General features: G+C 61.5%; 37 protein-coding genes. All 37 read left to right on the plus strand.

Features of this window, described 5'->3' with window-relative positions:
• Positions 1-52: 52 nt before the first annotated feature.
• The 37 genes from K3179_RS10580 (at position 53) to K3179_RS10760 (ending at position 24,623) form a co-directional block, all read left to right on the plus strand.
• Positions 53-307: a cold-shock protein gene (locus K3179_RS10580; RefSeq protein ID WP_221564796.1), complete on the plus strand. Its 255-nt coding sequence runs from the start codon at positions 53-55 to the stop codon at positions 305-307.
• 69 nt (positions 308-376) lie between these two features.
• Complete coding sequence (locus K3179_RS10585) at positions 377-811, plus strand: hypothetical protein (protein WP_221564798.1); 435 nt, start codon at positions 377-379, stop codon at positions 809-811.
• A gap of 339 nt (positions 812-1,150) precedes the next feature.
• A complete protein-coding gene (gene rpsL / locus K3179_RS10590; protein WP_006831873.1) occupies positions 1,151-1,522 on the plus strand; it encodes a 30S ribosomal protein S12 in 372 nt (123 codons plus the stop codon).
• Positions 1,523-1,546: 24 nt separating this feature from the next.
• Positions 1,547-2,017: a 30S ribosomal protein S7 gene (rpsG, locus tag K3179_RS10595; protein WP_090478824.1), complete on the plus strand. Its 471-nt coding sequence runs from the start codon at positions 1,547-1,549 to the stop codon at positions 2,015-2,017.
• 120 nt (positions 2,018-2,137) lie between these two features.
• A complete protein-coding gene (fusA, locus tag K3179_RS10600) occupies positions 2,138-4,231 on the plus strand; it encodes an elongation factor G (RefSeq protein ID WP_221564808.1) in 2,094 nt (697 codons plus the stop codon).
• Between the two features lie 92 nt (positions 4,232-4,323).
• Positions 4,324-5,499, plus strand: a complete 1,176-nt coding sequence (gene tuf / locus K3179_RS10605; protein WP_221564810.1) for an elongation factor Tu — start codon at positions 4,324-4,326, stop codon at positions 5,497-5,499.
• A gap of 315 nt (positions 5,500-5,814) precedes the next feature.
• Entirely contained in the window at positions 5,815-6,126 is a 312-nt protein-coding gene (gene rpsJ / locus K3179_RS10610) for a 30S ribosomal protein S10 (RefSeq protein WP_006831877.1), read from the plus strand.
• Between the two features lie 244 nt (positions 6,127-6,370).
• Positions 6,371-7,207 carry a 50S ribosomal protein L3 gene (gene rplC, locus K3179_RS10615; protein WP_221564811.1) on the plus strand — a complete coding sequence of 279 codons (837 nt, stop codon included), beginning with the start codon at positions 6,371-6,373 and terminating at the stop codon, positions 7,205-7,207.
• 2 nt (positions 7,208-7,209) lie between these two features.
• Positions 7,210-7,833: a 50S ribosomal protein L4 gene (rplD, locus tag K3179_RS10620; RefSeq protein ID WP_221564813.1), complete on the plus strand. Its 624-nt coding sequence runs from the start codon at positions 7,210-7,212 to the stop codon at positions 7,831-7,833.
• On the plus strand, positions 7,826-8,134 hold the full coding sequence (locus K3179_RS10625; protein WP_090478807.1) for a 50S ribosomal protein L23: 309 nt from the start codon (positions 7,826-7,828) through the stop codon (positions 8,132-8,134). Before rplD ends, K3179_RS10625 begins: the two co-directional genes overlap by 8 nt.
• 14 nt (positions 8,135-8,148) lie before the next feature.
• Positions 8,149-8,985 carry a 50S ribosomal protein L2 gene (rplB, locus tag K3179_RS10630; protein WP_221564816.1) on the plus strand — a complete coding sequence of 279 codons (837 nt, stop codon included), beginning with the start codon at positions 8,149-8,151 and terminating at the stop codon, positions 8,983-8,985.
• 6 nt (positions 8,986-8,991) lie between these two features.
• Complete coding sequence (rpsS, locus tag K3179_RS10635) at positions 8,992-9,267, plus strand: 30S ribosomal protein S19 (protein ID WP_221564818.1); 276 nt, start codon at positions 8,992-8,994, stop codon at positions 9,265-9,267.
• The gene (gene rplV, locus K3179_RS10640; RefSeq protein ID WP_090478798.1) at positions 9,267-9,644 is read left to right on the plus strand and encodes a 50S ribosomal protein L22; all 378 of its coding nucleotides are present in this window, start codon (positions 9,267-9,269) and stop codon (positions 9,642-9,644) included. The genes rpsS and rplV overlap by 1 nt, the downstream gene beginning before the upstream one ends.
• Before the next feature lies 1 nt (position 9,645).
• Positions 9,646-10,341 carry a 30S ribosomal protein S3 gene (rpsC, locus tag K3179_RS10645; protein ID WP_160607321.1) on the plus strand — a complete coding sequence of 232 codons (696 nt, stop codon included), beginning with the start codon at positions 9,646-9,648 and terminating at the stop codon, positions 10,339-10,341.
• Between the two features lie 21 nt (positions 10,342-10,362).
• On the plus strand, positions 10,363-10,797 hold the full coding sequence (rplP, locus tag K3179_RS10650; protein ID WP_090478793.1) for a 50S ribosomal protein L16: 435 nt from the start codon (positions 10,363-10,365) through the stop codon (positions 10,795-10,797).
• Entirely contained in the window at positions 10,797-11,003 is a 207-nt protein-coding gene (gene rpmC / locus K3179_RS10655) for a 50S ribosomal protein L29 (RefSeq protein WP_090478791.1), read from the plus strand. Before rplP ends, rpmC begins: the two co-directional genes overlap by 1 nt.
• Positions 11,004-11,013: 10 nt before the next feature.
• Positions 11,014-11,304 carry a 30S ribosomal protein S17 gene (rpsQ, locus tag K3179_RS10660; protein WP_100259025.1) on the plus strand — a complete coding sequence of 97 codons (291 nt, stop codon included), beginning with the start codon at positions 11,014-11,016 and terminating at the stop codon, positions 11,302-11,304.
• A gap of 59 nt (positions 11,305-11,363) precedes the next feature.
• Positions 11,364-11,732: a 50S ribosomal protein L14 gene (gene rplN, locus K3179_RS10665; protein ID WP_006831888.1), complete on the plus strand. Its 369-nt coding sequence runs from the start codon at positions 11,364-11,366 to the stop codon at positions 11,730-11,732.
• Entirely contained in the window at positions 11,732-12,052 is a 321-nt protein-coding gene (gene rplX, locus K3179_RS10670) for a 50S ribosomal protein L24 (RefSeq protein WP_090478785.1), read from the plus strand. The genes rplN and rplX overlap by 1 nt, the downstream gene beginning before the upstream one ends.
• Positions 12,045-12,623 carry a 50S ribosomal protein L5 gene (rplE, locus tag K3179_RS10675; protein WP_221564820.1) on the plus strand — a complete coding sequence of 193 codons (579 nt, stop codon included), beginning with the start codon at positions 12,045-12,047 and terminating at the stop codon, positions 12,621-12,623. The genes rplX and rplE overlap by 8 nt, the downstream gene beginning before the upstream one ends.
• A 41-nt stretch (positions 12,624-12,664) precedes the next feature.
• The gene (gene rpsN / locus K3179_RS10680; RefSeq protein ID WP_090478779.1) at positions 12,665-12,970 is read left to right on the plus strand and encodes a 30S ribosomal protein S14; all 306 of its coding nucleotides are present in this window, start codon (positions 12,665-12,667) and stop codon (positions 12,968-12,970) included.
• An 11-nt stretch (positions 12,971-12,981) separates the two neighbouring features.
• Positions 12,982-13,377, plus strand: a complete 396-nt coding sequence (gene rpsH / locus K3179_RS10685; RefSeq protein ID WP_090478776.1) for a 30S ribosomal protein S8 — start codon at positions 12,982-12,984, stop codon at positions 13,375-13,377.
• Positions 13,377-13,910 carry a 50S ribosomal protein L6 gene (gene rplF, locus K3179_RS10690; RefSeq protein ID WP_090478773.1) on the plus strand — a complete coding sequence of 178 codons (534 nt, stop codon included), beginning with the start codon at positions 13,377-13,379 and terminating at the stop codon, positions 13,908-13,910. The genes rpsH and rplF overlap by 1 nt, the downstream gene beginning before the upstream one ends.
• Position 13,911: 1 nt before the next feature.
• Entirely contained in the window at positions 13,912-14,256 is a 345-nt protein-coding gene (gene rplR, locus K3179_RS10695; protein WP_221564822.1) for a 50S ribosomal protein L18, read from the plus strand.
• The gene (gene rpsE / locus K3179_RS10700) at positions 14,256-15,050 is read left to right on the plus strand and encodes a 30S ribosomal protein S5 (RefSeq protein ID WP_224803434.1); all 795 of its coding nucleotides are present in this window, start codon (positions 14,256-14,258) and stop codon (positions 15,048-15,050) included. The genes rplR and rpsE overlap by 1 nt, the downstream gene beginning before the upstream one ends.
• Before the next feature lie 5 nt (positions 15,051-15,055).
• On the plus strand, positions 15,056-15,241 hold the full coding sequence (gene rpmD / locus K3179_RS10705; RefSeq protein WP_160595145.1) for a 50S ribosomal protein L30: 186 nt from the start codon (positions 15,056-15,058) through the stop codon (positions 15,239-15,241).
• Positions 15,242-15,335: 94 nt separating this feature from the next.
• Complete coding sequence (gene rplO, locus K3179_RS10710; protein ID WP_090478767.1) at positions 15,336-15,866, plus strand: 50S ribosomal protein L15; 531 nt, start codon at positions 15,336-15,338, stop codon at positions 15,864-15,866.
• Positions 15,867-15,971: 105 nt separating this feature from the next.
• Positions 15,972-17,336 carry a preprotein translocase subunit SecY gene (secY, locus tag K3179_RS10715; protein WP_221564824.1) on the plus strand — a complete coding sequence of 455 codons (1,365 nt, stop codon included), beginning with the start codon at positions 15,972-15,974 and terminating at the stop codon, positions 17,334-17,336.
• Between the two features lie 32 nt (positions 17,337-17,368).
• Complete coding sequence (locus tag K3179_RS10720) at positions 17,369-18,013, plus strand: adenylate kinase (RefSeq protein WP_221564826.1); 645 nt, start codon at positions 17,369-17,371, stop codon at positions 18,011-18,013.
• 83 nt (positions 18,014-18,096) lie between these two features.
• Complete coding sequence (locus tag K3179_RS10725; protein ID WP_247712942.1) at positions 18,097-18,753, plus strand: SRPBCC family protein; 657 nt, start codon at positions 18,097-18,099, stop codon at positions 18,751-18,753.
• 279 nt (positions 18,754-19,032) lie between these two features.
• Positions 19,033-19,401: a 30S ribosomal protein S13 gene (rpsM, locus tag K3179_RS10730; protein ID WP_100259017.1), complete on the plus strand. Its 369-nt coding sequence runs from the start codon at positions 19,033-19,035 to the stop codon at positions 19,399-19,401.
• A gap of 55 nt (positions 19,402-19,456) precedes the next feature.
• Positions 19,457-19,846 carry a 30S ribosomal protein S11 gene (rpsK, locus tag K3179_RS10735; RefSeq protein WP_090478760.1) on the plus strand — a complete coding sequence of 130 codons (390 nt, stop codon included), beginning with the start codon at positions 19,457-19,459 and terminating at the stop codon, positions 19,844-19,846.
• Positions 19,847-19,950: 104 nt separating this feature from the next.
• Positions 19,951-21,006 carry a DNA-directed RNA polymerase subunit alpha gene (locus tag K3179_RS10740; RefSeq protein WP_221564830.1) on the plus strand — a complete coding sequence of 352 codons (1,056 nt, stop codon included), beginning with the start codon at positions 19,951-19,953 and terminating at the stop codon, positions 21,004-21,006.
• An 88-nt stretch (positions 21,007-21,094) separates the two neighbouring features.
• Entirely contained in the window at positions 21,095-21,514 is a 420-nt protein-coding gene (rplQ, locus tag K3179_RS10745) for a 50S ribosomal protein L17 (RefSeq protein WP_090478754.1), read from the plus strand.
• Positions 21,515-21,606: 92 nt separating this feature from the next.
• Positions 21,607-22,971, plus strand: coding sequence for a serine hydrolase domain-containing protein (locus K3179_RS10750; RefSeq protein ID WP_221564832.1), 1,365 nt, complete (start codon positions 21,607-21,609; stop codon positions 22,969-22,971).
• 130 nt (positions 22,972-23,101) lie between these two features.
• Positions 23,102-23,701, plus strand: coding sequence for a hypothetical protein (locus K3179_RS10755; protein ID WP_221564834.1), 600 nt, complete (start codon positions 23,102-23,104; stop codon positions 23,699-23,701).
• Positions 23,702-23,846: 145 nt separating this feature from the next.
• Positions 23,847-24,623 carry a hypothetical protein gene (locus K3179_RS10760; RefSeq protein WP_221564836.1) on the plus strand — a complete coding sequence of 259 codons (777 nt, stop codon included), beginning with the start codon at positions 23,847-23,849 and terminating at the stop codon, positions 24,621-24,623.
• The last annotated feature ends 2 nt before the right edge of the window (positions 24,624-24,625 follow it).

Below are 24,625 nucleotides of genomic sequence, written 5' to 3' on the forward strand. Positions count from 1 at the left end.
GCGCACAAGCGGTCGCTGATGAACGCCTGCGCGAAATCGAAGGACTATTCCCATGACACATTATGGCACCATCAAGAACTACGACAGCGGCAAGGGCGAGGGCACGATCACTGCCGAAAAGGGCGGCGATGTGCTGCATTTCGCCAAGGCCGATCTGAGGAAGGAATCCTCCGCTCCCGAGCAGGGGCAGCGCTTCGGCTACGAAACGAAGCAGGTCGACGGCGGAAAGCCGCAGGCAATCAACCTGCGCCAGGAAGAACAGGGCGCGGGCAAGCAGGGTGAACAGGCCAGCAAGCAGCAGGGCTGATGCATGACCTTTCGGGCGCGTCACAAGGATGCGCCCGAATTACCTTACGGTTGCCGCAGGAGGCGAGCCATGGATCTCAATGAACTGCTACACAAGCACCAGATTGCGGTGATGAAGGCTTCGGCTTCCGGCGATACGGCGGCCAAGGACAGTCATTTCGTCAAGGTTGCCGAATACGCCGCCCGCATTCGCGGATTGCGAGACACGTTGCGCGCGGAAAAGCCGGATGAAGCGGTCAACCGGCCGGAAACGATCATCTACGGCAGCTATGCAGGTGATACCGAACCGCTCAAGTCGCTTGCGCCGGCCATACCCGTCGATCCGGTCAAATCCTGGGAAGACGAAGGCGGCGCGGTCCGCCATCCGGCACAACCGACGCCGCCGCAGATTACCGAGCGTATAGAGCGGTCTTACCATGTGGGGCCTTACGTCTACCAGGACCTCGACCTTGCAGTTGCCGAGCACCTGCGTCAGTTGAGCGCTGAAGAGGGCGGCACGGCTTGACCCACACCCCCTCTCACACTATGTGCGCGGCCATCCGGTGAGGGAATCGCCCTGTGCGAAACCAACGCTGGCCAGATAGAGCTGAACATTGCCGGTCATGACCCGGGGGCCTGTCGCTGATGCGACGAGGCTCTTTTCTATTGCAGCGAACCAGTTTCGCTCGGGGCAGCCGTCAAAGTAACCCGGTGGCCGTGTGGGCCGATGGGTGGAGCGTTTCAGGCTCGTGCGAACAGACCGCCCAGGTGCCCTTTGCGGCATCGGTGCGGCGCTTGGCACGAACCCGACGAACCATCCTGAAACCTGCTAGTCGCCGCCATCGAAACGGTGAAGAGAGAACTCATGCCGACTATTAACCAGCTGGTCCGCAAGGGCCGCGTTCCGCAGAAGGCCAAGTCCAAGGTCCCTGCAATGGAGCAGAACCCGCAGAAGCGCGGCGTTTGCACCCGTGTCTACACGACCACCCCGAAGAAGCCGAACTCGGCTCTGCGTAAAGTTGCCAAGGTCCGCCTGACCAACCAGCGCGAAGTCATCTCCTACATCCCGGGCGAAGGCCACAACCTGCAGGAGCACTCCGTTGTGCTCATCCGCGGCGGCCGTGTTCGCGACCTTCCCGGCGTTCGTTACCACGTCCTTCGCGGCGTGCTCGATACGCAGGGCGTCAAGGATCGCAAGCAGTCGCGCTCGAAGTATGGCGCGAAGCGTCCGAAGTAATTCACGGGACTTAGGAGATAATCAATGAGTCGTCGTCGTCGTCCCGAGAAGCGGGAAATCCTGCCTGATCCGAAATTCAACGATCAGGTCCTTTCGAAATTCATGAACAACCTGATGTATGACGGCAAGAAGGCCGTTGCAGAAGGTATCGTCTACACCGCGCTCGACGTGGTCGAGGAAAAGGCAAAGGCCAACCCGGTCGAGGTTTTCCACGCCGCGCTCGACAACATCAAGCCGCAGGTCGAAGTTCGCAGCCGCCGTGTCGGTGGTGCGACCTACCAGGTGCCGGTCGAGGTTCGCCCCGAGCGTGCCCAGGCACTCGCGATCCGCTGGCTGATCTCGGCTGCTCGCGGCCGTCCGGAAACCACCATGGCAGCACGTCTGTCGGGTGAGCTGATGGATGCGTCGAACAACCGCGGCAACGCCGTGAAGAAGCGCGAAGACACGCACCGCATGGCGGACGCGAACCGCGCTTTCTCGCACTACCGCTGGTAAGCCGTTCCGCTTGTGGGGCCGGGGGAGGGGGTTTCCTTCCCCGCGGTCTTCAAGCGGTCACAATGATACCCATATGGGGCTGGAGAATTCGTCTCCTCCCCCAGTCTTAAGGAAAAGCACATGGCTCGCGAATATCCGCTGGAGCGGTACCGCAACATCGGCATCATGGCCCACATCGATGCCGGCAAGACCACCACGACCGAGCGTATCCTTTACTACACCGGCAAGTCCTACAAGATCGGCGAAGTTCACGACGGCGCCGCTACCATGGACTGGATGGAGCAGGAGCAGGAACGCGGCATCACCATCACCTCGGCTGCAACGACCACCTTCTGGTCGGCCGAAGACGGTAAGGGTCCCAAGCACCGCATCAACATCATCGACACGCCCGGACACGTCGACTTCACCATCGAAGTCGAACGCTCGCTCCGCGTACTCGACGGCGCTGTTGCAGTTTTCGACGGCGTCGCCGGCGTAGAACCGCAGTCCGAAACCGTCTGGCGCCAGGCCGACAAGTACGGCGTCCCCCGGATGTGCTTCGTGAATAAGTTGGACCGCACCGGTGCCGACTTCTACTACTGCGTGCAGTCGATCATCGACCGCCTCGGCGCGACGCCGCTGGTGCTTTATCTCCCGATCGGCGCGGAAAGCGACCTCGCCGGCGTGGTCGACCTCGTCAACATGCGCGGCATCGTCTGGGAAAACGACGGTCTGGGCGCGACGTTCAACTACGTCGATATCCCTGCCGAGCTCGCCGACAAGGCTGCCGAATACCGCGAGAAGCTGGTCGAGACCGCCGTCGAACAGGACGACGATGTCATGGAGCAGTACCTCGAAGGTAACGAGCCCGATGCCGCAACGCTCAAGAAGCTGATCCGCAAGGGCACCATGGCACGCGACTTCGTGCCCGTGCTGTGCGGTTCGGCGTTCAAGAACAAGGGCGTCCAGCCCCTGCTCGACGCGGTTGTCGACTATATGCCGTCGCCGCTCGACGTTCCGGCCATCAAGGGCGTCCTGCCCGACAGCGACGAAGAAGCAACCCGTCCGTCGTCGGACGATGCTCCGTTCTCGGCGCTGGCGTTCAAGATCATGAACGACCCGTTCGTCGGCTCGCTGACCTTCACCCGCATCTATTCGGGCCAGCTGTCGAAGGGCAGCGTCCTGAACTCGGTGAAGGACAAGAAGGAAAAGATCGGCCGTATGCTGCTGATGCATTCCAACAACCGGGAAGACATCGATGAGGCATTTGCCGGCGATATCGTCGCAATTGCCGGCCTGAAGGAAACCACCACCGGCGATACGCTGTGTGATGCTTCCAAGCCGATCATTCTCGAGCGTATGGAATTCCCGGAGCCCGTTATCGAGCTGTCCGTCGAACCGAAGACCAAGGCCGACCAGGAAAAGATGGGCGTTGCGCTCAACCGCCTGGCTGCCGAAGATCCGAGCTTCCGCGTCACCACCGACCACGAATCCGGTCAGACGATCATCAAGGGCATGGGCGAGCTTCACCTCGACATCCTCGTCGATCGCATGAAGCGCGAATTCAAGGTCGAAGCAAACGTCGGCGCACCGCAGGTCGCTTATCGCGAATACCTCGGCAAGCCGGTTGACGTGGACTACACCCACAAGAAGCAGTCGGGTGGTTCGGGTCAGTTCGGCCGGGTCAAGGTCAAGGTCACCCCGGGTGAACGCGGCCAGGGCTTCGTCTTCGAAGACAGCATCAAGGGCGGTAACATTCCGAAGGAATACATTCCGGCCATCGAAAAGGGCTTCCGCGAGCAGGCCGAAAGCGGCCATCTCGTAGGCTTCCCGATCATCGACTTCACCGTCGAACTTTACGACGGTGCATACCATGACGTCGACTCGAGCGCGATCGCGTTCGAAATCGCCGGTCGCGGTGCAATGCGCGAAGTCGCCGAACGTTCGGGTATCAAGCTGCTCGAGCCGATCATGAAGGTCGAGGTCGTGACCCCCGAGGATTACCTCGGCGACGTCATCGGCGACCTCAACTCGCGTCGTGGCCAGATCCAAGGCACCGACACGCGCGGTAATGCACAGGCTGTCGAAGCCAACGTGCCGCTCGCGAACATGTTCGGCTACGTGAACGAGCTACGTTCCTTTACCCAGGGCCGCGCTCAGTACTCGATGCAGTTCAGCCACTATGACGAAGTTCCGGCGAACGTGGCACAGGAAGTCAAGGAGAAGCTTGCGTAAGGCAGCTTCACCGTCTAGGGGCGGCGCCTGATTCCGCGGGCGCCGTTTCTTCCCGCAGAAATCCCAATTTTTAAGACAGAGGTTATTGGAAAATGGCGAAGGAAAAATTCGAGCGCAATAAGCCGCACGTCAACGTTGGCACCATCGGCCACGTCGACCACGGCAAGACCACGCTGACCGCGGCTATCACCAAGGTTCAGGGTTCGGCCGTCGATTTCGCAAACATCGACAAGGCTCCCGAAGAGCGTGAGCGCGGCATCACCATCTCGACCGCACACGTCGAGTACGAAACCGAAAACCGTCACTACGCGCACGTCGACTGCCCGGGGCACGCCGACTACGTGAAGAACATGATCACCGGTGCTGCCCAGATGGACGGCGCTATCCTGGTCGTGAACGCAGCCGACGGCCCGATGCCGCAGACCCGCGAGCACATCCTGCTTGCGCGTCAGGTCGGCGTTCCGCAGCTGGTCGTTTACCTGAACAAGGTCGACCAGGTCGATGACGAAGAAATCCTCGAGCTCGTCGAACTCGAAGTTCGCGAACTCCTGAGCTCGTACGACTTCGACGGCGACAACATTCCGATCATCAAGGGTTCGGCTCTGGCCGCTCTCGAAGGTCGCGATCCGGAAATCGGCGAAAACTCCATCAAGGAACTGATGGAAGCGGTCGACACCTACATCCCGACTCCCGACCGTCCGGTCGACAAGGACTTCCTGATGCCGATCGAAGACGTGTTCTCGATCTCGGGTCGTGGTACGGTTGTCACCGGCCGTGTCGAAACCGGCGTTGTGAACGTTGGCGACGAAGTCGAAATCGTCGGCATCAAGGACACTTCGAAGACGACCGTCACCGGCGTCGAAATGTTCCGCAAGCTGCTCGATCGCGGTGAAGCTGGCGACAACATCGGTGCCCTGATCCGCGGCGTCGGCCGTGAAGATGTCGAGCGTGGCCAGGTTCTCGCAAAGCCGGGTTCGGTTACGCCGCACACCGAGTTCAGCGCAGAAGTCTACGTCCTTTCGAAGGACGAAGGCGGCCGTCACACGCCGTTCTTCGCGAACTACCGTCCGCAGTTCTACTTCCGCACCACCGACGTCACCGGCGAAGTGATCCTTCCCGAGGGCACGGAAATGGTGATGCCGGGCGACAACGTGACGATCGACGTCAAGCTGATCGCACCGATCGCCATGGACCAGGGCCTGCGCTTCGCAATCCGCGAAGGCGGCCGTACGGTCGGCTCGGGCGTTGTTGGCTCGATCAAGAAGTAAGCTTCGGCTTTAATGGCAGGCCCGTCCTTCCTTTCGGGGAAGGGCGGGCCTTCCGCTTTTCTGGGGGCTCGCGATCGGTGATGAGGCACGGTTGATCGCACCTCGATCCCGCTAGTTGGATTTGGCGGAAATCGGGGGTTGCCAGATGCGGGTCTCACCCGTATATGCGCGCCCACAGACAGAGATTCGTCTCTGATTTATCGAATTCATGGAAGGTCGCTCGTTCCGGGAAGCCGGCTCCAATGCGAGGCGGACCTTTCTTTTTGTTTGCGGGTCACCCCCGGCCCGCTTGGCTCTTTCGCATCGGTGTAGGTAATGGAAGCACAGAATATCCGCATTCGCCTCAAGGCGTTCGACCATCGCGTTCTCGACCAGGCAACTGGTGAAATCGCAGACACCGCACGTCGTACGGGTGCCCTCATTCGTGGTCCCATTCCCATGCCGACGCGCATCGAGAAGTTCACCGTGAACCGCGGCCCGCACATCGACAAGAAGTCGCGCGAGCAGTTCGAGGTGCGCACTTACAAGCGTCTGCTCGACATCGTGCAGCCCAACGCCCAGACCGTCGACGCGCTCATGAAGCTCGACCTCGCAGCTGGCGTGAACGTCGAGATCAAGCTGGCCTAAGCCACTGATCCGGTCCCCGGCAGGACCTTAAAGCAGCCGGAAGTTCAAAGGGGCTCTCGATTGCCCCGCCAGACCTTCGGGTCAGGCAAGACATCGGGATACCGCCGGGCAACAGCCCGGGACTGCGTCCCCCGTCTGCTTCCTTCTCGGAAGCAATCAGCCCGGACGGGGCGCGCATCATATCATCGGGCTGGCATGCACCCTGGGGATGGGCCTCTGGGTGCCTCTGTTGAGGAGTTTGACGATGCGCACAGGCGTGATCGCAAAGAAAGTCGGGATGACCCGCCTCTTCCAAGAGGACGGACGGCACGTACCCGTGACCGTTCTTTCGCTGGAAGATTGCCAGGTCACCGCACATCGCACGCAGGACCGCGACGGCTATTATGGCGTCCAGGTCGGTTCGGGCGAAGCGAAGCAGAAGAACGTAAACAAGCCGCAGCGCGAAGCTTTTGCCAAGGCAGAAGTTGGGCTGAAGATGAAGGTCGCGGAATTCCGCGTCGACAGCGAGGAAGCTCTGCTTCCGGTCGGCGCCCGTATTTCCGCCGAGCACTTCATCGCTGGCCAGAAGGTCGACATCACCGGTCACACGCAGGGTAAGGGCTTTGCCGGCGCCATGAAACGTTGGGGCTTCGGCGGTCTGCGCGCCACCCACGGTGTCTCGATCTCGCACCGCTCGCATGGTTCGACGGGTAACCGTCAGGATCCGGGCCGCGTGTTCAAGGGCAAGAAGATGGCCGGCCACATGGGCGACCGTCAGCGCACCCAGCAGAACCTCGAAATCGTGCGCACCGACGCCGATCGCGGTCTTCTTTTCGTCAAGGGTTCGGTCCCGGGCGCGAAGAATGGCTGGCTGATGGTTCGCGATGCCGTGAAGGTTGCTCCGGCCGAGGAACTGCCGTTCCCGGGCGTCATGCGCCGCAATCAGGACGAATTCGCTTCGGAAGAAGCGGCTGCAGGCCTGGTCGAAAGCGCAGCCGAGCACGAAGTGAACACCGAGGTGGACGCCGAAACCCAGGCGAAGCTTCTCGCACAGCAGGAAGCTGGTGCCGAGGGCGATGCCACCGATAGCAAGGAGTCCTGATCGTGAAGGTCAAGGTCCAGAAAATCGACGGTAAGGCGTCGGGCGACATCGAACTGAACGCAGATGTGTTCGGTCTCGAGCCGCGTGCCGACATCCTTCACCGCGTAGTAACGTGGCAGCTCGAAAACCGCCGCGGCACTGCACGCCCCACGCGTGAGCGTTCGGACGTTGCCCGCACGGGTAAGAAGTTCGGTCGCCAAAAGGGTTCGGGCGGCGCACGTCACGGCGATCGCGGCGCTCCGATCTTCATCGGCGGTGGTAAGGCTCACGGTGCGCGCAAGCGTGACTTCGAGCAGTCGCTCAACAAGAAGATCCGTGCACTCGGCCTCAAGATGGCTCTCTCGAGCAAGGCGAAGGACGGCCTCGTCGTCGTCGACAGCCTCGAGCTCAAGGACGCCAAGACCAAGGCGCTGAAGGGCATGTTCGACAAGAATGGCTGGAACGGCAAGGTCCTGGTCATCGACGGCGAAAGCGTGAACGACGGCTTCAAGAAGGCCGCCGGAAACCTGCCGGGCGTGAACGTAATGCCCGCCATGGGCGCCAACGTTTACGACATCCTGAAGCACGACACGCTGGTCCTCACCAAGGACGCGGTCGAAAAGCTGGAGGGCCGTTTCAATGGCTAAGAAGCAGGCAGTAGACGCGCGTCACTACGACGTCGTGCTCGCACCGCACATCACCGAAAAGTCGACCCTTGCTTCCGAGCATAACGCGGTCGTCTTCAAAGTGGCCAACGACGCAACGAAGCCGCAGATCAAGGAAGCCATCGAGGCGATCTTTGATGTGAGCGTGACCGGCGTCAACACGATCAATGTCAAGGGCAAGACCAAGCGTTGGCGCGGCAAGCCCTATAAGCGCAACGACGTGAAGAAGGCTGTCGTCACCCTGAAGGACGGCGATAGCATCGACGTCACCAGCGGTATCTGAGGGGCTAGGAAACAATGGCACTCAAGAACTACAAACCGACGAGCCCCGCACGCCGCGGCCTCATCCTCGTCGACAAGTCGGGCCTGTACAAAGGCAAGCCCGTCAAGTCGCTCACGGAAGGCAAGCGCAAGACCGGTGGCCGGAACAACAAGGGCCATGTCACCTCGCGTGGCATCGGCGGCGGGCACAAGCAGAAGTACCGCTTCATCGACTTCAAGCGTCGCAAGTTCGACGTTGAAGGCACCGTGGAACGGATCGAATACGATCCCAACCGCACCGCTTTCATCGCACTCGTGAAGTACGAAGACGGTGAGCAGGCCTACATCCTCGCTCCGCAGCGTCTCGCTGTCGGCGACAAGGTGATCGCAGCCGAAAAGGCCGACACCAAGCCCGGCAACGCAATGCTGCTCGGCCAGATGCCGGTCGGTACGATCTGCCACAACGTGGAAATGAAGCCGGGCAAGGGCGGCCAGATCGCCCGCGCTGCAGGTTCCTATGTCCAGCTGGTCGGTCGTGACCGCGGCATGGTCATCGTGCGTCTCAACAGCGGCGAGCAGCGTTACCTGCGCGCCGACTGCATGGGCACCGTTGGCGCCGTGTCGAACCCGGACAACCAGAACCAGAACCTGGGCAAGGCCGGTCGTCGTCGCTGGATGGGCATCAAGCCGCTGACGCGCGGTGTCGCCAAGAACCCGGTCGATCACCCGCACGGTGGTGGTGAAGGCCGCACCAGCGGTGGCCGTCATCCCGTCACTCCGTGGGGTAAGCCGACCAAGGGCGCCCGCACCCGCAAGAACAAGCAGACGGACAAGTTCATTATCCGTTCGCGTCACGCGAAGAAGAAGAGGTAATCCGACATGGCTCGTTCCGTCTGGAAAGGTCCGTTCGTCGAACTCAGCCTTCTGAAGAAGGCCGAAGAGGCTCAGGATGCAACCAATGCCAAGCCGATCAAGACCTGGTCGCGCCGCAGCACCATCCTGCCCCAGTTCGTCGGTCTCACGTTCAACGTGTACAACGGCAACAAGTTCATCCCCGTAGCCGTTTCGGAAGAAATGGTCGGCCACAAGCTTGGCGAATTCGCGCCCACGCGCACGTTCCCGGGTCACGCTGCCGACAAGAAGGGTAAGCGCTGATGAGCAAGCAGAAAGCTCCCCGTCGCGTCGCCGACAACGAGGCTCTGGCAGTAGGCACCACCATCCGTGGTTCCGCGCAGAAGCTGAACCTCGTTGCCGAGCTCATCCGCGGCAAGAAGGCCGAAGAGGCCCTCAACATCCTGGCCTTCTCCAAGAAGGCGATGGCCAAGGATGCCACGAAGGTTCTCGCCTCGGCGATCGCCAACGCGGAAAACAACCACAACCTCGACGTCGACTCGCTGGTCGTTGCTGAGGCTTCGGTAGGCAAGTCGATCACGATGAAGCGCTTCCACACCCGTGGTCGCGGCAAGTCGACGCGCATCCTGAAGCCGTTCAGCCGCCTGCGTATCGTAGTTCGCGAGCAGGAAGAGGCGTAAGATGGGCCATAAGAGCAATCCGATCGGTCTGCGCCTGCAGATCAACCGCACCTGGGACAGCCGCTGGTACGCCGAAGGGCGCGACTATGCGAAGCTGCTGAGCGAAGACATCGAGATCCGCAAGTACATCCTCGAGAACGCCGCTCAGGCTGCCATCTCGAAGGTTGTGATCGAGCGTCCGGCCAAGCTGTGCCGCGTTTCGATCTATGCTGCGCGTCCCGGTGTCATCATCGGCAAGAAGGGCGCGGACATCGAGAAGCTGCGTGCGCAGCTGTCGAAGATGACCGAAAGCGAAGTGAAGCTGAACATCGTCGAGATCCGCAAGCCGGAAGTCGACGCGAAGCTCGTCGCTCAGGGCATCGCCGATCAGCTGATTCGCCGTGTCGCTTTCCGCCGCGCGATGAAGCGCGCCATGCAGTCGGCCATGCGCCTTGGTGCCGAAGGCATCAAGATCATGTGTGGCGGCCGTCTTGGCGGTGCAGAAATCGCACGTGTCGAACAGTATCGCGAAGGCCGCGTGCCGCTGCACACGCTGCGCGCCAACATCGATTACGCTGAAGCTGAAGCGCTTACCGCTTACGGCATCATCGGAATCAAGGTGTGGGTCTTCAAGGGTGAGATCCTCGGCCATGACCCGACCGCGCAGGACCGTCTCATGATGGAATCGCAGACGTCCGGCGTCCGTCCGGCTCGCTGATTGCAGGATTAGGAAAGAACCATGCTGCAACCGAAGAAAACCAAGTACCGCAAGGCGTTCAAGGGCAAGATCCATGGCAACGCCAAGGGCGGCACCACGCTGAACTTCGGCTCGTACGGCCTCAAGGCCCTCGAGCCCGAGCGTATCACCGCACGCCAGATCGAAGCTGCGCGTCGTGCGATCACGCGTCACATCAAGCGTCAGGGCCGTCTCTGGATCCGCGTCTTCCCCGATGTGCCGGTATCGAAGAAGCCTGCCGAAGTCCGTCAGGGTAAGGGTAAGGGCTCCGTCGAATACTGGGCCGCTCGCGTGAAGCCGGGCCGTATTCTGTTCGAACTCGACGGCGTAGCCGGCCCGCTGGCCGCCGAAGCGTTCAGCCGCGCAGCCATGAAGCTGCCGGTAAAGACCAAGGTTGTTGCCCGTCTGGGTGACTCCTCGCACCTGGGAGGCGAATGATGAGCAAGATCGAAGATCTGCGCCAGAAGAGCGACGACCAGCTGGCAGAGGAACTGACCAACCTGAAGCGTGAGCAGTTCAACCTGCGCTTCCAGGCTGCGACGAACCAGCTCGAAGCGCCCGCCCGCATCCGCGAAGTCCGCCGCTCGATCGCCAAGATCAAGACGCTGCAGACCGAGCGCGCCAGCGCCGCTGCCAAGGCTTAAGGAGTAGACCATGCCCAAGCGTATTCTGATCGGGACCGTCACCTCCGACAAGACCGACAAAACCGTGACCGTACTGGTCGAGCGTAAGGTGAAACACCCCCTCTACGGGAAGATCATCCGTCGCTCGAAGAAGTACCACGCACATGACGAGAAGAACGAGTACCAGCTCGGCGACGTCGTGCGCATCGAAGAGACCAAGCCGATCTCGAAGACCAAGACCTGGTTGGTCAAGGATCGAGTAACGGCAGGCGGAACGCAGGCTGTCGAGGCTGACCTCGAAGTCGAAGCCGCAGGCAACTGAGTTAGACGTTAGGAACTGCCGGACTTGTTCCGGCAAGCCAGTGAGAAGGAAACGGATCAATGATCCAGATGCAATCCAATCTCGACGTCGCGGACAACAGCGGCGCAAAGCGCGTCCAGTGCATCAAGGTACTGGGCGGCTCCAAGCGCCGCACCGCGTCCGTCGGCGACGTGATCGTGGTTTCCGTCAAGGAAGCCCAGCCGCGCACGAAGGTGAAGAAGGGCGATGTCCATCGCGCTGTCATCGTGCGCACGAAGAAGGACGTACGCCGCCCGGACGGCAGCGTGATCCGCTTCGACAGCAACGCCGCGGTTCTCGTCAACAAGAACGAAGAACCGATCGGCACCCGTATCTTCGGGCCGGTGGTACGCGAATTGCGTGGCCGCGGCTTCATGAAGATCATCTCGCTTGCTCCGGAGGTGCTGTAATGGCGTCCGCAAAGATCAAGAAGGGTGACACCGTCGTGGTCCTGTCCGGCAAGGACAAGGGCAAGACCGGCACGGTTTCGAAAGTGAACCCCAAGGACGGCAAGATCGTCGTCGAAGGCGTGAACATCGCAGCCCGTCACCGCAAGCCGACCCAGCAGAACCCGCAGGGTGGCATCGACCGCTTCGAAGCACCGATGCCGATCTCGAAGGTTGCTGTTGCCGATCCCAAGGATGGCAAGCCCACCCGCGTCCGTTTCGAAGAAAAGGACGGCAAGAAGGTGCGCGTCGCCGTCAAATCCGGGGAGACCATCGATGGCTGATTATACGCCTCGCATGAAGCAGCGCTACGACGACCAGATCGTCAAGGCGATGACCGAGAAATTTGGCTACAAGAACCGTCTTGAAGTCCCGAAGCTGGAAAAGATCACCCTCAACATGGGTGTGGGCGAAGCCAGCCAGGACAAGAAGAAGGTCCAGACTGCAGCCGAAGAGATGGCACTGATTGCCGGCCAGAAGCCGGTCATCACCAAGGCCAAGAAGTCGATCGCGCAGTTCAAGCTGCGTGAAGGCATGCCGATCGGCGCGAAGGTCACCCTTCGTCGTGAGCGCATGTACGAATTCCTGGATCGCCTTGTGACCATCGCAATGCCCCGCATCCGCGACTTCCGTGGCCTCAACGCCAAGTCGTTCGACGGTCGCGGCAATTATGCAATGGGCCTCAAAGAACAGATCATCTTCCCCGAGATCAGCTACGACCAGATCGAAAAGGTCCGGGGCATGGATATCATCGTAACCACCACGGCGAAGACCGACGAAGAAGCGCGCGAACTGCTGCGTCTGTTCGGTTTCCCGTTCCCGGCTGAAAAGTCGGAAGAGAAGGAGGCGGCGTGAGCCGCCTTCCGATCGAGAGATAAGGAAGGAACTTAAGTCCAATGGCGAAACTGAGTTCGATCAACAAGAACGAGCGTCGCAAGAAGCTCGTCAAGCAGTATGCGGATAAGTTCGCAAAGCTGAAGGCGATCGCAGACGACGAGAGCCTCGATGAAGGCGAGCGACTGATCGCGCGCCTCAAGATGGCTGAACTGCCGCGTAATGCAAACCCGACCCGGGTGCGCAACCGCTGCTCCACCACCGGCCGCCCGCGCGGCTATTACCGCAAGTTCGGCCTTAACCGTATCGAACTGCGCGACCTCGGCAACAAGGGCCTGATTCCGGGCCTGACCAAGTCGAGCTGGTGAGGAATCGATAGATGGCTATGACCGATCCCCTGGGTGATATGCTCACCCGCATCCGCAACGGCCAGCAGGCGAAGAAGGACAGCGTCCTTTCGCCCGCCAGCAAGCTGCGTGCAAACGTCCTCGAAGTGCTGCAGCGCGAAGGCTACATCCGTGGCTACTCTGCAGACGACAGCGGCAAGCACCCCGCGCTGCGGATCGAACTGAAGTATTTCGAAGGCGAACCGGCTATCAAGCACGTCGCCCGCGTCTCCAAGCCCGGCCGCCGCGTCTATGCGGGTTCGAAAGAACTCCCCGTGGTCCGCAACGGCCTTGGCATCACCATCGTCTCGACGCCGAAGGGCGTGCTCTCGGACGCCGAAGCACGTGCCGACAACGTCGGTGGCGAAGTGCTGGCGGAGGTATTCTGATGAGCCGCATCGGTAAAAAACCCGTCGCGATCCCGAGCGGGGTCGAGGCCAAGATCGAAGACGGCACGCTGAGTGTTAAGGGCCCCAAGGGCACCCTTTCCATGGGCATGTCCGATCTGGTCGAGTACAAGCTGGAAGACGGCGAGATCTCGGTCAAGCCGGCCAATGACACGCGCGCCGCTCGCAACCACTGGGGTATGCAGCGCACGCTGGTGTCGAACCTGGTCGAAGGCGTTACCGAAGGTTTCACCAAGGTCCTCGAGATCAACGGCGTCGGTTACCGTGCACAGGCGCAGGGCAAGAAGCTCAAGCTTCAGCTCGGCTTCTCGCACGACGTCGACCTCGATGTTCCGGAAGGTATCGAGGTGAAGACCCCGGACCAGACCACCGTCGAAATCAGCGGTAGTGACAAGCAGGCCGTGGGCCAGTTTGCGGCCAACGTCCGCAAGTGGCGCAAGCCCGAGCCTTACAAGGGCAAGGGCATCAAGTACCGCGGCGAGTATATCTTCCGCAAGGAAGGGAAGAAGAAGTAAGATGGCAAAGCTTTCCCTTTTCGAACGCCGCCGCCGCCGTGTGCGCACTGCGCTTCGCAGCCGCGCTGGTGGCAAGCCGCGCCTGTCGGTCCATCGCACCGGCAAGCACATCTACGCGCAGATCATCGACGATGCTGCCGGCAAGACCGTTGCCGCTGCCTCGACGCTGGGCGTGAAGGGCTCGGGTGCCAATGTCGACGCCGCCAAGAAGGTCGGCACCGACATCGCCGCTGCTGCAAAGAAGGCCGGCGTAACCAACGTCGTGTTCGACCGCGGTGGTTTCCTGTTCCATGGCCGCGTGAAAGCGCTGGCCGACGCCGCCCGTGAAGGCGGGCTGGAGTTCTGATCATGGCTGATGAAAACAAGACCGAAGAAAAGACCGAAGAAAAGGTCGTGACGGCCGAAACCGAAACCGCCGTGACCAACGAAGAGCCGGCAGTCGCCGATACGCCTTCGGAAGCTGCTGCCAACCAGGACCCTGCACAGGGTGCCGAAGGTCAGCCGCGCGGACGTGGCAACCGTGGCGGTGGCCGCGGTGGCAACGATCGCGGCCGTGGCCGTGGTGGTCGTGATAACCGCCGTGGCGGTCGTCGCGAAGAAGAAGACGATGGCATCATCGAGAAGCTCGTCCACATCAACCGCGTGAGCAAGACGGTGAAGGGCGGTAAGCGCTTCGGTTTCGCTGCTCTCGTGGTCGTGGGTGACGGCTCGGGCCGTGTCGGCTTCGGCAAGGGCAAGGCCCGCGAAGTGCCGGAAGCGATCCAGAAGGCAACTGCCGCTGCACGCAAGAAGATGATCCGCGTCCCGCTGAAGGAAGGTCGTACCCTCCATCACGACGGCAACGGTCGCTTCGGTGCCGGCAAGGTTACCGTGCGTACGGCGCCTCCGGGTACCGGTATCATCGCCGGTGGTCCGATGCGTGCCGTCTTCGAAAGCCTGGGCGTTGCAGACGTGGTGACCAAGTCGGTCGGCACTTCGAACCCCTACAACATGATCCGTGCCACGTTCGACGCGCTGACCGACCAGACTTCGCCGAAGTCGGTTGCCCAGCGTCGCGGCAAGAAGGTCGCCGACCTGCTTGGTCGCGGTGGTGCATCGGAGGCAGAGGCTGAAGCCGACGCCGCCGCTATCGCGGAGTAATCAAGATGGCTAAAGCAAAAACCATCAAGCTCAAGCAGATCGGTTCGCCGATCCGCCGTCCGGAAGGACAGCGCAAGATCCTCATCGGTCTTGGCCTGAACAAGATGCACAAGGTCGTCGAGCGCCAGGACACTCCCGAAGTGCGTGGTGCCGTCGCCAAGGTTCCGCATCTTGTCGAGATCGTCGACTAATCAGTCGACGGAACAATTTGACGGGAGCGGCCTGCTGCGATAGCGGGCCGCTTCCATTTTTCAGCGCGAACAAAAGCGAAAGCGAGTGCAAGACATGACTATCAAACTCAACGACATCCGTGACAACCCCGGCGCCCGCAAGGAGCGCATCCGTGTCGGCCGTGGCATCGGTTCGGGCAAGGGCAAGACCGCTGGCCGTGGCCAGAAGGGTCAGAAGAGCCGTTCGGGTGTTGCCATCAAGGGCTTCGAAGGCGGCCAGATGCCCCTTCACATGCGCCTGCCGAAGCGCGGGTTCAACAACCCGTTCGGCAAGGACTACGCCGAAGTGAACCTGGGCATGGTCCAGAAGTTCATCGACGCCAAGAAGCTCGATGCCAAGAAGGACATCGACCACGCAGCGCTGAAGGCTGCAGGCCTCGCACGCGGCGGCAAGGACGGCGTTCGCCTGCTCGGCAAGGGCGAGATCAAGGCAAAGGCGAAGTTCGTCGTTGCCGGTGCCTCCAAGGGCGCGATCGAAGCCGTTGAGAAGGCCGGTGGTTCGGTTGAAGTGCTGCCCAAGGCGCAGCCCGAGCACGAGAAGAAGGCTGCTCGCACCGAGGCCAACAAGGCCAAAAAGGCAAAGTAATCGATGGAAATAAGGGAGCGGGGGTTCGACAATCGGCCTTCCGCTCCCTATCTGTCCGGTCAGCGCCGGGACGGGCCGGCGACAAGCTAGGATCGAAGACGACCAATGGCATCAAGCGCCGACAGTTTCGCGAGCAACATAAGTCTCGCCAATTTCTCCAAGGCCACTGAGCTCAAGCAGCGCATCTGGTTCACGATCGGCGCGCTGATCGTTTTCCGTTTCCTGAGCTTCGTTCCGCTACCGGGCATCAATGCCCGCGCGCTGACGCAGCTGGCCGATGTCACCCAGGGTGGCATCATCGACATGTTCAACATGTTCACGGGCGGCAGCCTTGAGCGGATGAGCCTCATCGCGCTCGGCGTCATGCCCTACATCACGGCTTCGATTGTCGTTCAGATGGCTTCGGCACTGCACCCGACGCTGGCCGCTCTCAAGAAAGAGGGCACCGTCGGACGCCAGAAGCTCAACCAGTATACGCGCTACGGCACGGTCCTGCTCTGCACGGTGCAGGGCTGGTTCCTCGCCGCCGGCCTTGAAAGTTTCGGCGCAGCCAACGGTATCGCTGCCGTGGTTGACCCGGGCTACATGTTCCGCGTCGGCGCGGTGATCAGCCTTGTCGGCGGGACCATGTTCCTGCTGTGGCTTGGCGAACAGATCACCAGTCGCGGTATCGGCAACGGCGTTTCGCTGATCATCATGGCCGGTATTGTCGCCCAGTTCCCGACTTTCGTGTCGAACATGACGACGGGTTACAGCGAAGGCTCGATCGGTACGGGGATCCTCCTCGGGTTCATCGCGATGGTCGTGGGCCTCATCCTCCTGATCAGCTTCTTCGAGCGCGCCCAGCGCCGCCTGCTGATCCAGTATCCCAAGCGCGCGACGCAGCGCGGCGGGATGCAGGCAGACCGTTCGCACCTTCCGCTCAAGCTGAACACCGCAGGCGTCATCCCGCCGATCTTCGCCAGCTCGCTGCTTCTGCTGCCGCTGACGATCACCCAGTTCGCCGGCAATTCGCTGGACACGGAAAGCAGCTTCGGCGGCGGTGTGCAGACGATCCTGCAGTACCTCCAGCATGGCCAGCCGCTCTATATGACGCTGTACGGCCTCGGCATCATCTTCTTCTGCTTCTTCTACACTGCGGTTGTCTTCAACCCGGAAGAGACAGCAGAGAACCTGAAGAAGAACGGCGGCTTTATCCCGGGCATCCGTCCCGGCAAGCGTACCGAACAGTATCTAGACTACGTTCTCACGCGCATCACCGTGATCGGCGCCATCTACCTGACCTTCGTCTGCGTAGTGCCCGAATACATGATCGCCCAGACCGGCATCCCGTTGTTCCTCGGCGGAACCAGCCTGCTCATCGTCGTGAACGTGACCGTCGATACGATCAGCCAGATCCAGTCGCACCTGCTGGCACACCAGTATGGCGACCTCATCAAAAAGGCCAAGTTGAAGGGGCGCCTTCGTTAAGGCATGAGCGAAGGCGAAAGGGACGTCACGCGATGGATATAATTCTTCTCGGCCCTCCTGGCGCAGGCAAGGGCACGCAGGCACAGCGCCTGGTCGAGCATCATGGCATGATGCAGCTGTCCACCGGCGACATGCTCCGTGAAACGCGCAAGGCGGATACAGAGCTTGGTCGGAAGGTCGCGGACATCATGGACTCGGGCAGCCTTGTCTCGGATGACATCGTTTCGGCGATGATCGATGCCAAGCTTGCCGACATGGGTCCGGAGATCGGTGCCATTTTCGACGGCTACCCCCGTACTGCGGCACAGGCCGACCAGCTGGACGAAATCCTGGCCAAGCACGGCCGCAGCCTCGATCATGTGATCGAGCTGGAAGTCGACGAAGACGCACTCGTCGAACGTATCACCGGGCGCTACACCTGCGCCAATTGCGGTGCAGGCTACCACGACACCTTCAAGCAGCCGAAGGTGGAGGGTGTATGCGATCAGTGCGGATCGACCGAATTCAAGCGTCGTCCCGACGATACCGAAGAAACCGTGCGGCACCGCATGCAGGTCTATCGTAGCGAAACCGCTCCGATCCTGCCGGGCTACGAAGCGCGCGGTATCGTCAGCCGGGTCGACGGGATGGGCGCAATCGATGACGTCACCCACGCGATCGACGCGATCCTGACCTGAGGAAGTGGGAGGGCGGTGCGAACCGCCCTTTCCAAACCACAGCCGCGCTCATACAACTCGCCCGAATGATCCGGGAAAGAACCATGCTGCGTCTTCATGCAACCCTTGCCGCCATCGGTATCGCGACACTCGCGGTGCCGGCGAGCGCAAAGGTCGTCGCGACGAGCGAGAGCGGTTTCGTAACCAGGGCGTCGGCCAGTGTTGCCGCCACTCCACGCGAGACGTGGCTGGCCCTCATCAAGCCGTCAGACTGGTGGAACGACGCCCACACCTGGTCTGCGGATGCCGGCAACATGACGCTCGTACCTTCCGCCGGAGGGTGCTTCTGCGAGAGGATTCCGGGCGAGGGAGACATTCCCCTCGATGGCAGCGCGCAGCATGCCGTCGTCGTCCAGGCGGTGCCCGACCGGGCCTTGCGCCTGCGCGGCGGCCTCGGTCCGCTCCAGGCTGTTCCGGCAACGGGCGTGCTGACAGTCACTCTTTCGGAAATCGACGGGGGCACCCGGATCGACTGGGAATATAACGTCGGCGGGTCGATGGGGTTCGAGATCGCCCAGATCTCCGAAGCTGTCGACGGGGTAATGAACCAGCAGCTGCGCGGCCTTCGCGATCGGCTCGGCGCCTTGGGCGGTGGCGATAATAGCGACGCTTCCGATGCTCCCGCTGGTGAGAGCGATGAAGCCGAGGCGCCGGAAGAAGAGGCGAGCGTCGGGGATCAAATCGACGCGCTGGCGGACTGATTTTTGACGCGTGCGCGACCGCGCGCTATGACGAGCTTGTATCACGCGCAGGGTTACCCATATGGGTGGCCTCGTCGTTTGCGTGCGCGGGCTGTTGACCTGACGGCCGAATCCGCCTAAGCGCGCCTTTCATTCGACACTTTCGGTGAGTCCGGCAGGCGGCAGCTGTAAGCACGCCATCCGGGCTTTTTGCGTGAAGAGCGACCGGCTGTGTCAATGAAAACAAGGCGTTGAGATAGGGTCCCGCTTTAAAGGACCCTGTGGAGCATGGAGAATTAAGTGGCTCGTATTGCCGGGGTAAACATCCCCACCAACAAGCGCGTTATCATCGCGCTCACCTATATTCACGGAATCGGCCGTACCAAGGCTGTTGAGATCGCCGACAAGCTCGGCATCGATCACGCTCGCCGCGTCCAGGACCTTTCCGACGAGGAAATCCTGCGCGTTCGCGAAACGATCGACGAAGAGCACATGGTCGAAGGCGATCTTCGTCGCGACACCGCGATGAACATCAAGCGCCTGATGGACCTGCGTTCCTACCGCGGTCTTCGTCACCGTGCCGGCCTGCCCGTTCGCGGCCAGCGCACTCACACCAACGCCCGTACCCGCAAGGGCAAGGCCAAGCCGATCGCCGGCAAGAAGAAGTAAGCCTGGGACCTCCCAGCGCTTTTCCCTTCTTGAGAATATGTAAGGAAGTAACATCATGGCACGCGAACCCGGCCGCGTTAGGCGCCGCGACAAAAAGAACATTTCCAGCGGCGTTGCGCACATCAACGCCAGCTTCAACAACACGATGATCACCATCACCGACGCACAGGGCAATGCTATCAGCTGGTCCAGCGCCGGGATGATGGGCTTCAAGGGTAGCCGCAAGTCGACTCCCTATGCTGCCCAGGTCGCTGCAGACGATGCCGGCAAGAAAGCTGCCGAGCATGGTGTGCGCACCCTCGAAGTCGAAGTTAAGGGCCCGGGTTCGGGTCGTGAGAGCGCCCTTCGCGGTCTCGCAGCTGTCGGCTTCACGATCACCTCGATCCGCGACGTAACGCCGATCCCGCACAATGGTGTGCGGCCGTCCAAGCGTCGTCGCGTCTGATCCGTACCTGCCTGGCGGTCCGGCAACGGGCCGCCGACAATCTTCACGGACCGGACGCTCACTGAGAGCTCCGGTCCTGCCCGCATCCACACCAGGGGAAATCCATGTCCGTCAACATCAAGAACTGGCAGGAACTCAAGAAACCCAACACCCTCGACATCAAGGACGGTGGCGACAAGAAGCGTAAGGCGACCTTCGTTGCCGAACCGCTCGAGCGTGGCTTCGGCCTCACGCTCGGCAACGCTCTGCGTCGCGTGCTGCTGTCCTCGCTCCAGGGCGCGGCCATCACCTCGATCAAGATCGAGAATGTGCTGCATGAATTCTCCTCGCTCGCAGGCGTGCGCGAGGACGTCACCGACATCGTCCTGAACGTGAAGCAGATCGCGCTCAAGATGGAAGGTGAAGGCACCAAGCGTCTTCAGCTCTCGGCTACCGGCCCGGGCGAAGTGAAGGCTGGCGACATCGCCGTTTCGGGCGATATCGAGATCATGAACAAGGATCTCGTGATCTGCCACCTCGACGAAGGTGCGACGCTGAACATGGAACTGACCGCAGACACGGGCAAGGGCTATCGTCCTGCCGTGATGAATCGTCCGGCCGATGCGCCGATCGGCCTCATCCCGGTCGACAGCCTGTATTCGCCGGTTCGTCAGGTCAGCTACAAGGTCGACAACGCTCGCGTGGGCCAGGAACTGGACTACGACAAGCTGTCGCTGAACATCGAAACCGACGGAACCGTCACTCCGGAAGACGCCGTGGCGTACGCTGCGCGTATCCTCCAGGACCAGCTGACGCTGTTCGTCCACTTCGAAGATGGCATCCCGCAGCCGACTTCGGCGATGATCGGCCAGGCTGCAGAGCCGCAGGAAAGCGACACCAACCAGCTCAACCGCTACCTCCTCAAGAAGGTCGACGAGCTGGAACTGTCGGTCCGTTCGGCGAACTGCCTCAAGAACGACAACATCATCTACATCGGCGACCTGGTCCAGAAGACCGAGGCCGAGATGCTCCGTACGCCGAACTTCGGCCGCAAGTCGCTCAACGAGATCAAGGAAGTCCTGAGCTCGATGGGTCTGCGCCTTGGCATGGACATCCCTGGCTGGCCGCCGGAAAACATCGAGGAAATGGCCAAGAAGCTCGAACAAGAGCTGCTCGGCTAACCTATCTCAAGGGGCATAGGCCGGACCCCGTCTTCCGGCCTGTTTCGGGCTACCTCATACGGGCCCCCTACGAACGAAGGACTAGAAAATGCGTCACAAGATTTCCGGCCGCAAGCTCCAGCGCAAGACGGGTCACCGTCATGCAATGCTGCGCAACATGGCTGCTGCGCTGATCAAGCACGAGCAGATCATGACCACGCTGCCCAAGGCGAAGGAAATGCGCCCCTACATCGAAAAGCTGATCACGCTGGCAAAGCGTGGCGGCCTTTCGAACCGTCGCCTTGCGATGGCTCGCCTGCAGGACGAAACGCAGCTGAAGAAGCTGTTCGACGTCCTGGCTGAGCGTTATGCCGATCGTGAAGGCGGTTACAGCCGCGTGATCAAGGCCGGCTATCGTGGCAGCGACGCCGCACAGATGGCAGTGATCGAGCTGGTCGACCGCGACGTCGACGCCAAGGGCCAGGACAGCGGTCCGGTCATGGGCGACGAGGAAATGGAAGACGCGTAAGCGCGACTGCCTTAAAAACTACGAAGGGCCGGGGGAGCAATCCTCCGGCCCTTTTGTTTTGCGTGCAATTGAAGACGTGTCACAAGGCAGGAATGATCAGAACAGTCCTTGCCGCTGCCGCGCTCCTCGCCGCCACCCCGCTTGCCGCGCAATCGACTACTCAGGAGGAGATCGACGCCCGGTACGACCGTGCTCTCGCGGCAGGCTACAAGGCCATGTTCCTGTGCAGCGCGCTGGCAAACACGGAGCGCGCTGGCACCAAGCGCACCGAACAGAGCGTGCTCGATTGGGAGTTGTCAGGCATCCAGGCGCCGCTGGCGGAGATCGTCCCGACTCTCGATCACACGGTCTACCGCTTCGCCAATGGGGAGGGCGCTATCTCGCATGTGTCGGTGGAGTGGGCCGACGACATGCCGCCGCGCATGGCGTGGCACCGGCAGGAAGGCGGCTGCGCCATTGCGCCCATCGGCACCACTCGGCCGCCACAGCGCGAGCATGTCGCCTTCTCGGACAATATCTACGTGTGGCACGACCGCATACCGCAAAACAGGGAGCTTGCGGCGGTCGTAGATCGGGCCTTTGGTGCGGGTTATGGCGACAAGACGCGGACAACGGCCGTCATCGTCAGCCAGGAAGGCGCCAACCGCCTTTCGCGCTACACCGGCGAATACTCTCCGATGACGCCGCAGCGGACCTGGTCGGTGGCGAAGAGTCTCGCTGCCACGCTGGTCGGCGCTGCCGTGCATCGCGGGCAAGCCGACGTCTCGAAGCCCGCAGGGCTGGGCGAGAGCGCGGAAGATCCGCGAAGCGCCATCACCATCGACCACGCGCTGCGCATGGCCTCGGGCCGCTATTCGGATACGCCCGGCAATCGCACCGATCCGCTCTATTTCGGCGGTGCCACGGTCGACGAGGTCGCGATCGACTGGCCGCTCGTGAACGCACCGGGCGCGGTCTACCGATACGCGAACAACGATACGCTTGCAGCCGTGCAGGCGATCGAGGCTACCTTCGAGGACTACCCGCCTAGCGAATTCCTGAAGAGCGTAGGAATGAACCACACTGTTGCCGAGACCGACTGGCAGGGCAATTACGTCCTCTCCAGCCAGGTCTGGTCAACTGCGCCCGACTTGCTGAAGCTCGGCCAGCTCTACCTCGATGATGGCGTCCTGCCCGATGGTACGCGCGTCCTGCCAGAAGGATGGGCTGACTATGTCGCGACGCCTTCCGGTCCGCAGCCCGACGGCCCATTCGGCTATGGCGCGGGGTTCTGGCTCTTTAACAAATCCGAGGGCATCCCGGGCGACACTTATGCCGCCATGGGCAATCGCGGGCAATTCATAATAATCGTACCTAGCATGAACGCAGTGATCGTGAGGAGGGGAGAGGACCCAAGCGGATCGCGCTTCGATATCGCGGCCTTTATGCGTGATGTCATTGAATCGCTTGAGAAATAGACATTCAGGAAAAACCATACTTTCCTGAACATCGCCTGCAATCGGGATTCAGGCTCACCTCAGTGCGACTCGCCTAGAACCTCATTCGACCGAGGCAATCCCGCCTGGGTAGAGATGAGGAGAACCTCACATGACCAAGATCACGAAGAATATTGCGAAAGGTGGGATCGCAACTGCTGCCGTCGGTGCGATGGCGCTTGCTACCGCCACACCCGCCCAGGCCCGCGACCGCGACGATGGTATCTCCGTCGGCGACGTCATCGCCGGCGCAGTCATCATCGGCGGCATTGCCGCTATCGCCAATTCCGCCAAGCGCGACCGCGACTACTATCGCGACGGACGCTATTACCGCGACGGCCGTTACTACCGCGATGGTCGTGACTACCGCCGTAATGCATACCGCAATCGCGGGAACCCGCGCGCCGCAGTCGAACGCTGTGTTCGCGCCGCAAAGCAGGACGCGCGCCGTTATGGCTATCGCTACGCCCAGGTCACCGACATCCGCGATGTGGACGACACGCGCTATGGCTGGAAGGTGAAGGGCCGCATCGTCGTCGATGGTCAGCGCGGTGGGCGCTGGGGCAATTATGATCGCTACGATCGCTATGATCGCTACGATCGCGACGACCGTCGTCGCTACCGCGGCGGAGATAACGGCAAGTTCACCTGCTACATCGAGCGGGGCCGTGTCAGCCACGTCGACTTCAGCGGCATTCGCGGTCTTCGCTAGTCGCTTACCAATCCACCAGCGGCCCGGACCTTGCGGTTCGGGCCGTTTTTGCGTTCGGTTCAGCCGTGCTAAAGCTGGCGCCTGACATCGGTAGTCCGGTCATCCTTTGCGCCAGGTGGGGGCGCGAATGCAGAGGAAACTTCGCATGAAGAAATTGCACACCTGGGCTTTGGCGCCCGCCGTACTCGCAACTGCTTCGATCGGGGTGTCGCCCGTCGCTGCGGCTTCCATGCCCCAGGTCGCGGTTACGTCGGCGAAACCGGCCGGCGTCACCGCCTACGACCCCGCCGACCAGACATATGAGAACCATCGCTATCGCCGCTACCGGCACTATCGCCATCATCGCGGCCCCAGCCTCGGCGACGTGCTGACAGGCGTCCTGATCATCGGAGGCATCGCCGCGATTGCGGACAAGGCGAAGCGCAGCGACGATCGCCGCTATCGCGACCGCGACTATCCGGACTACCGCCGCGACGATGCGCGCTGGGACGATGGACGCGGCATCGACCGCGCCGTCAGCATGTGCGTGGACGCGGTGGAGCGTGACGAACGCGTCGAGACGGTTGATCGTGCCGATCGCACCGCAAGCGGGTGGCAGGTTAGTGGAACGGTCTCAAGCGGTGCGGGGTTCTCCTGCGAGATCGGCAGCGACGGCCGTGTCAGGGACGTCGATTTTGGGCAGTCCGGAAATTGGCAGGGCGATGAGGACCGCGACGACGACGGCTATGCCGCGGTGACCGACGACAAACAGTGGGACGATTCCCGCTACGCTGCTGAATGGGACAAGGTCGAGGACCGCACCGCGATGGCCCCGGAAGCGTCAGCTCCTACCGAAACCGGGCGCCAGCCGGCCTATCCCGGCGGGCCGCTCGAAGGTGAAAGCGAAGACGAGCGTCCGGTCTATCCGGGCGATCCCGTCTAAGG

The organism is Qipengyuania intermedia (genome assembly GCF_019711615.1).
In the GTDB taxonomy this organism is placed as follows: domain Bacteria; phylum Pseudomonadota; class Alphaproteobacteria; order Sphingomonadales; family Sphingomonadaceae; genus Qipengyuania; species Qipengyuania intermedia.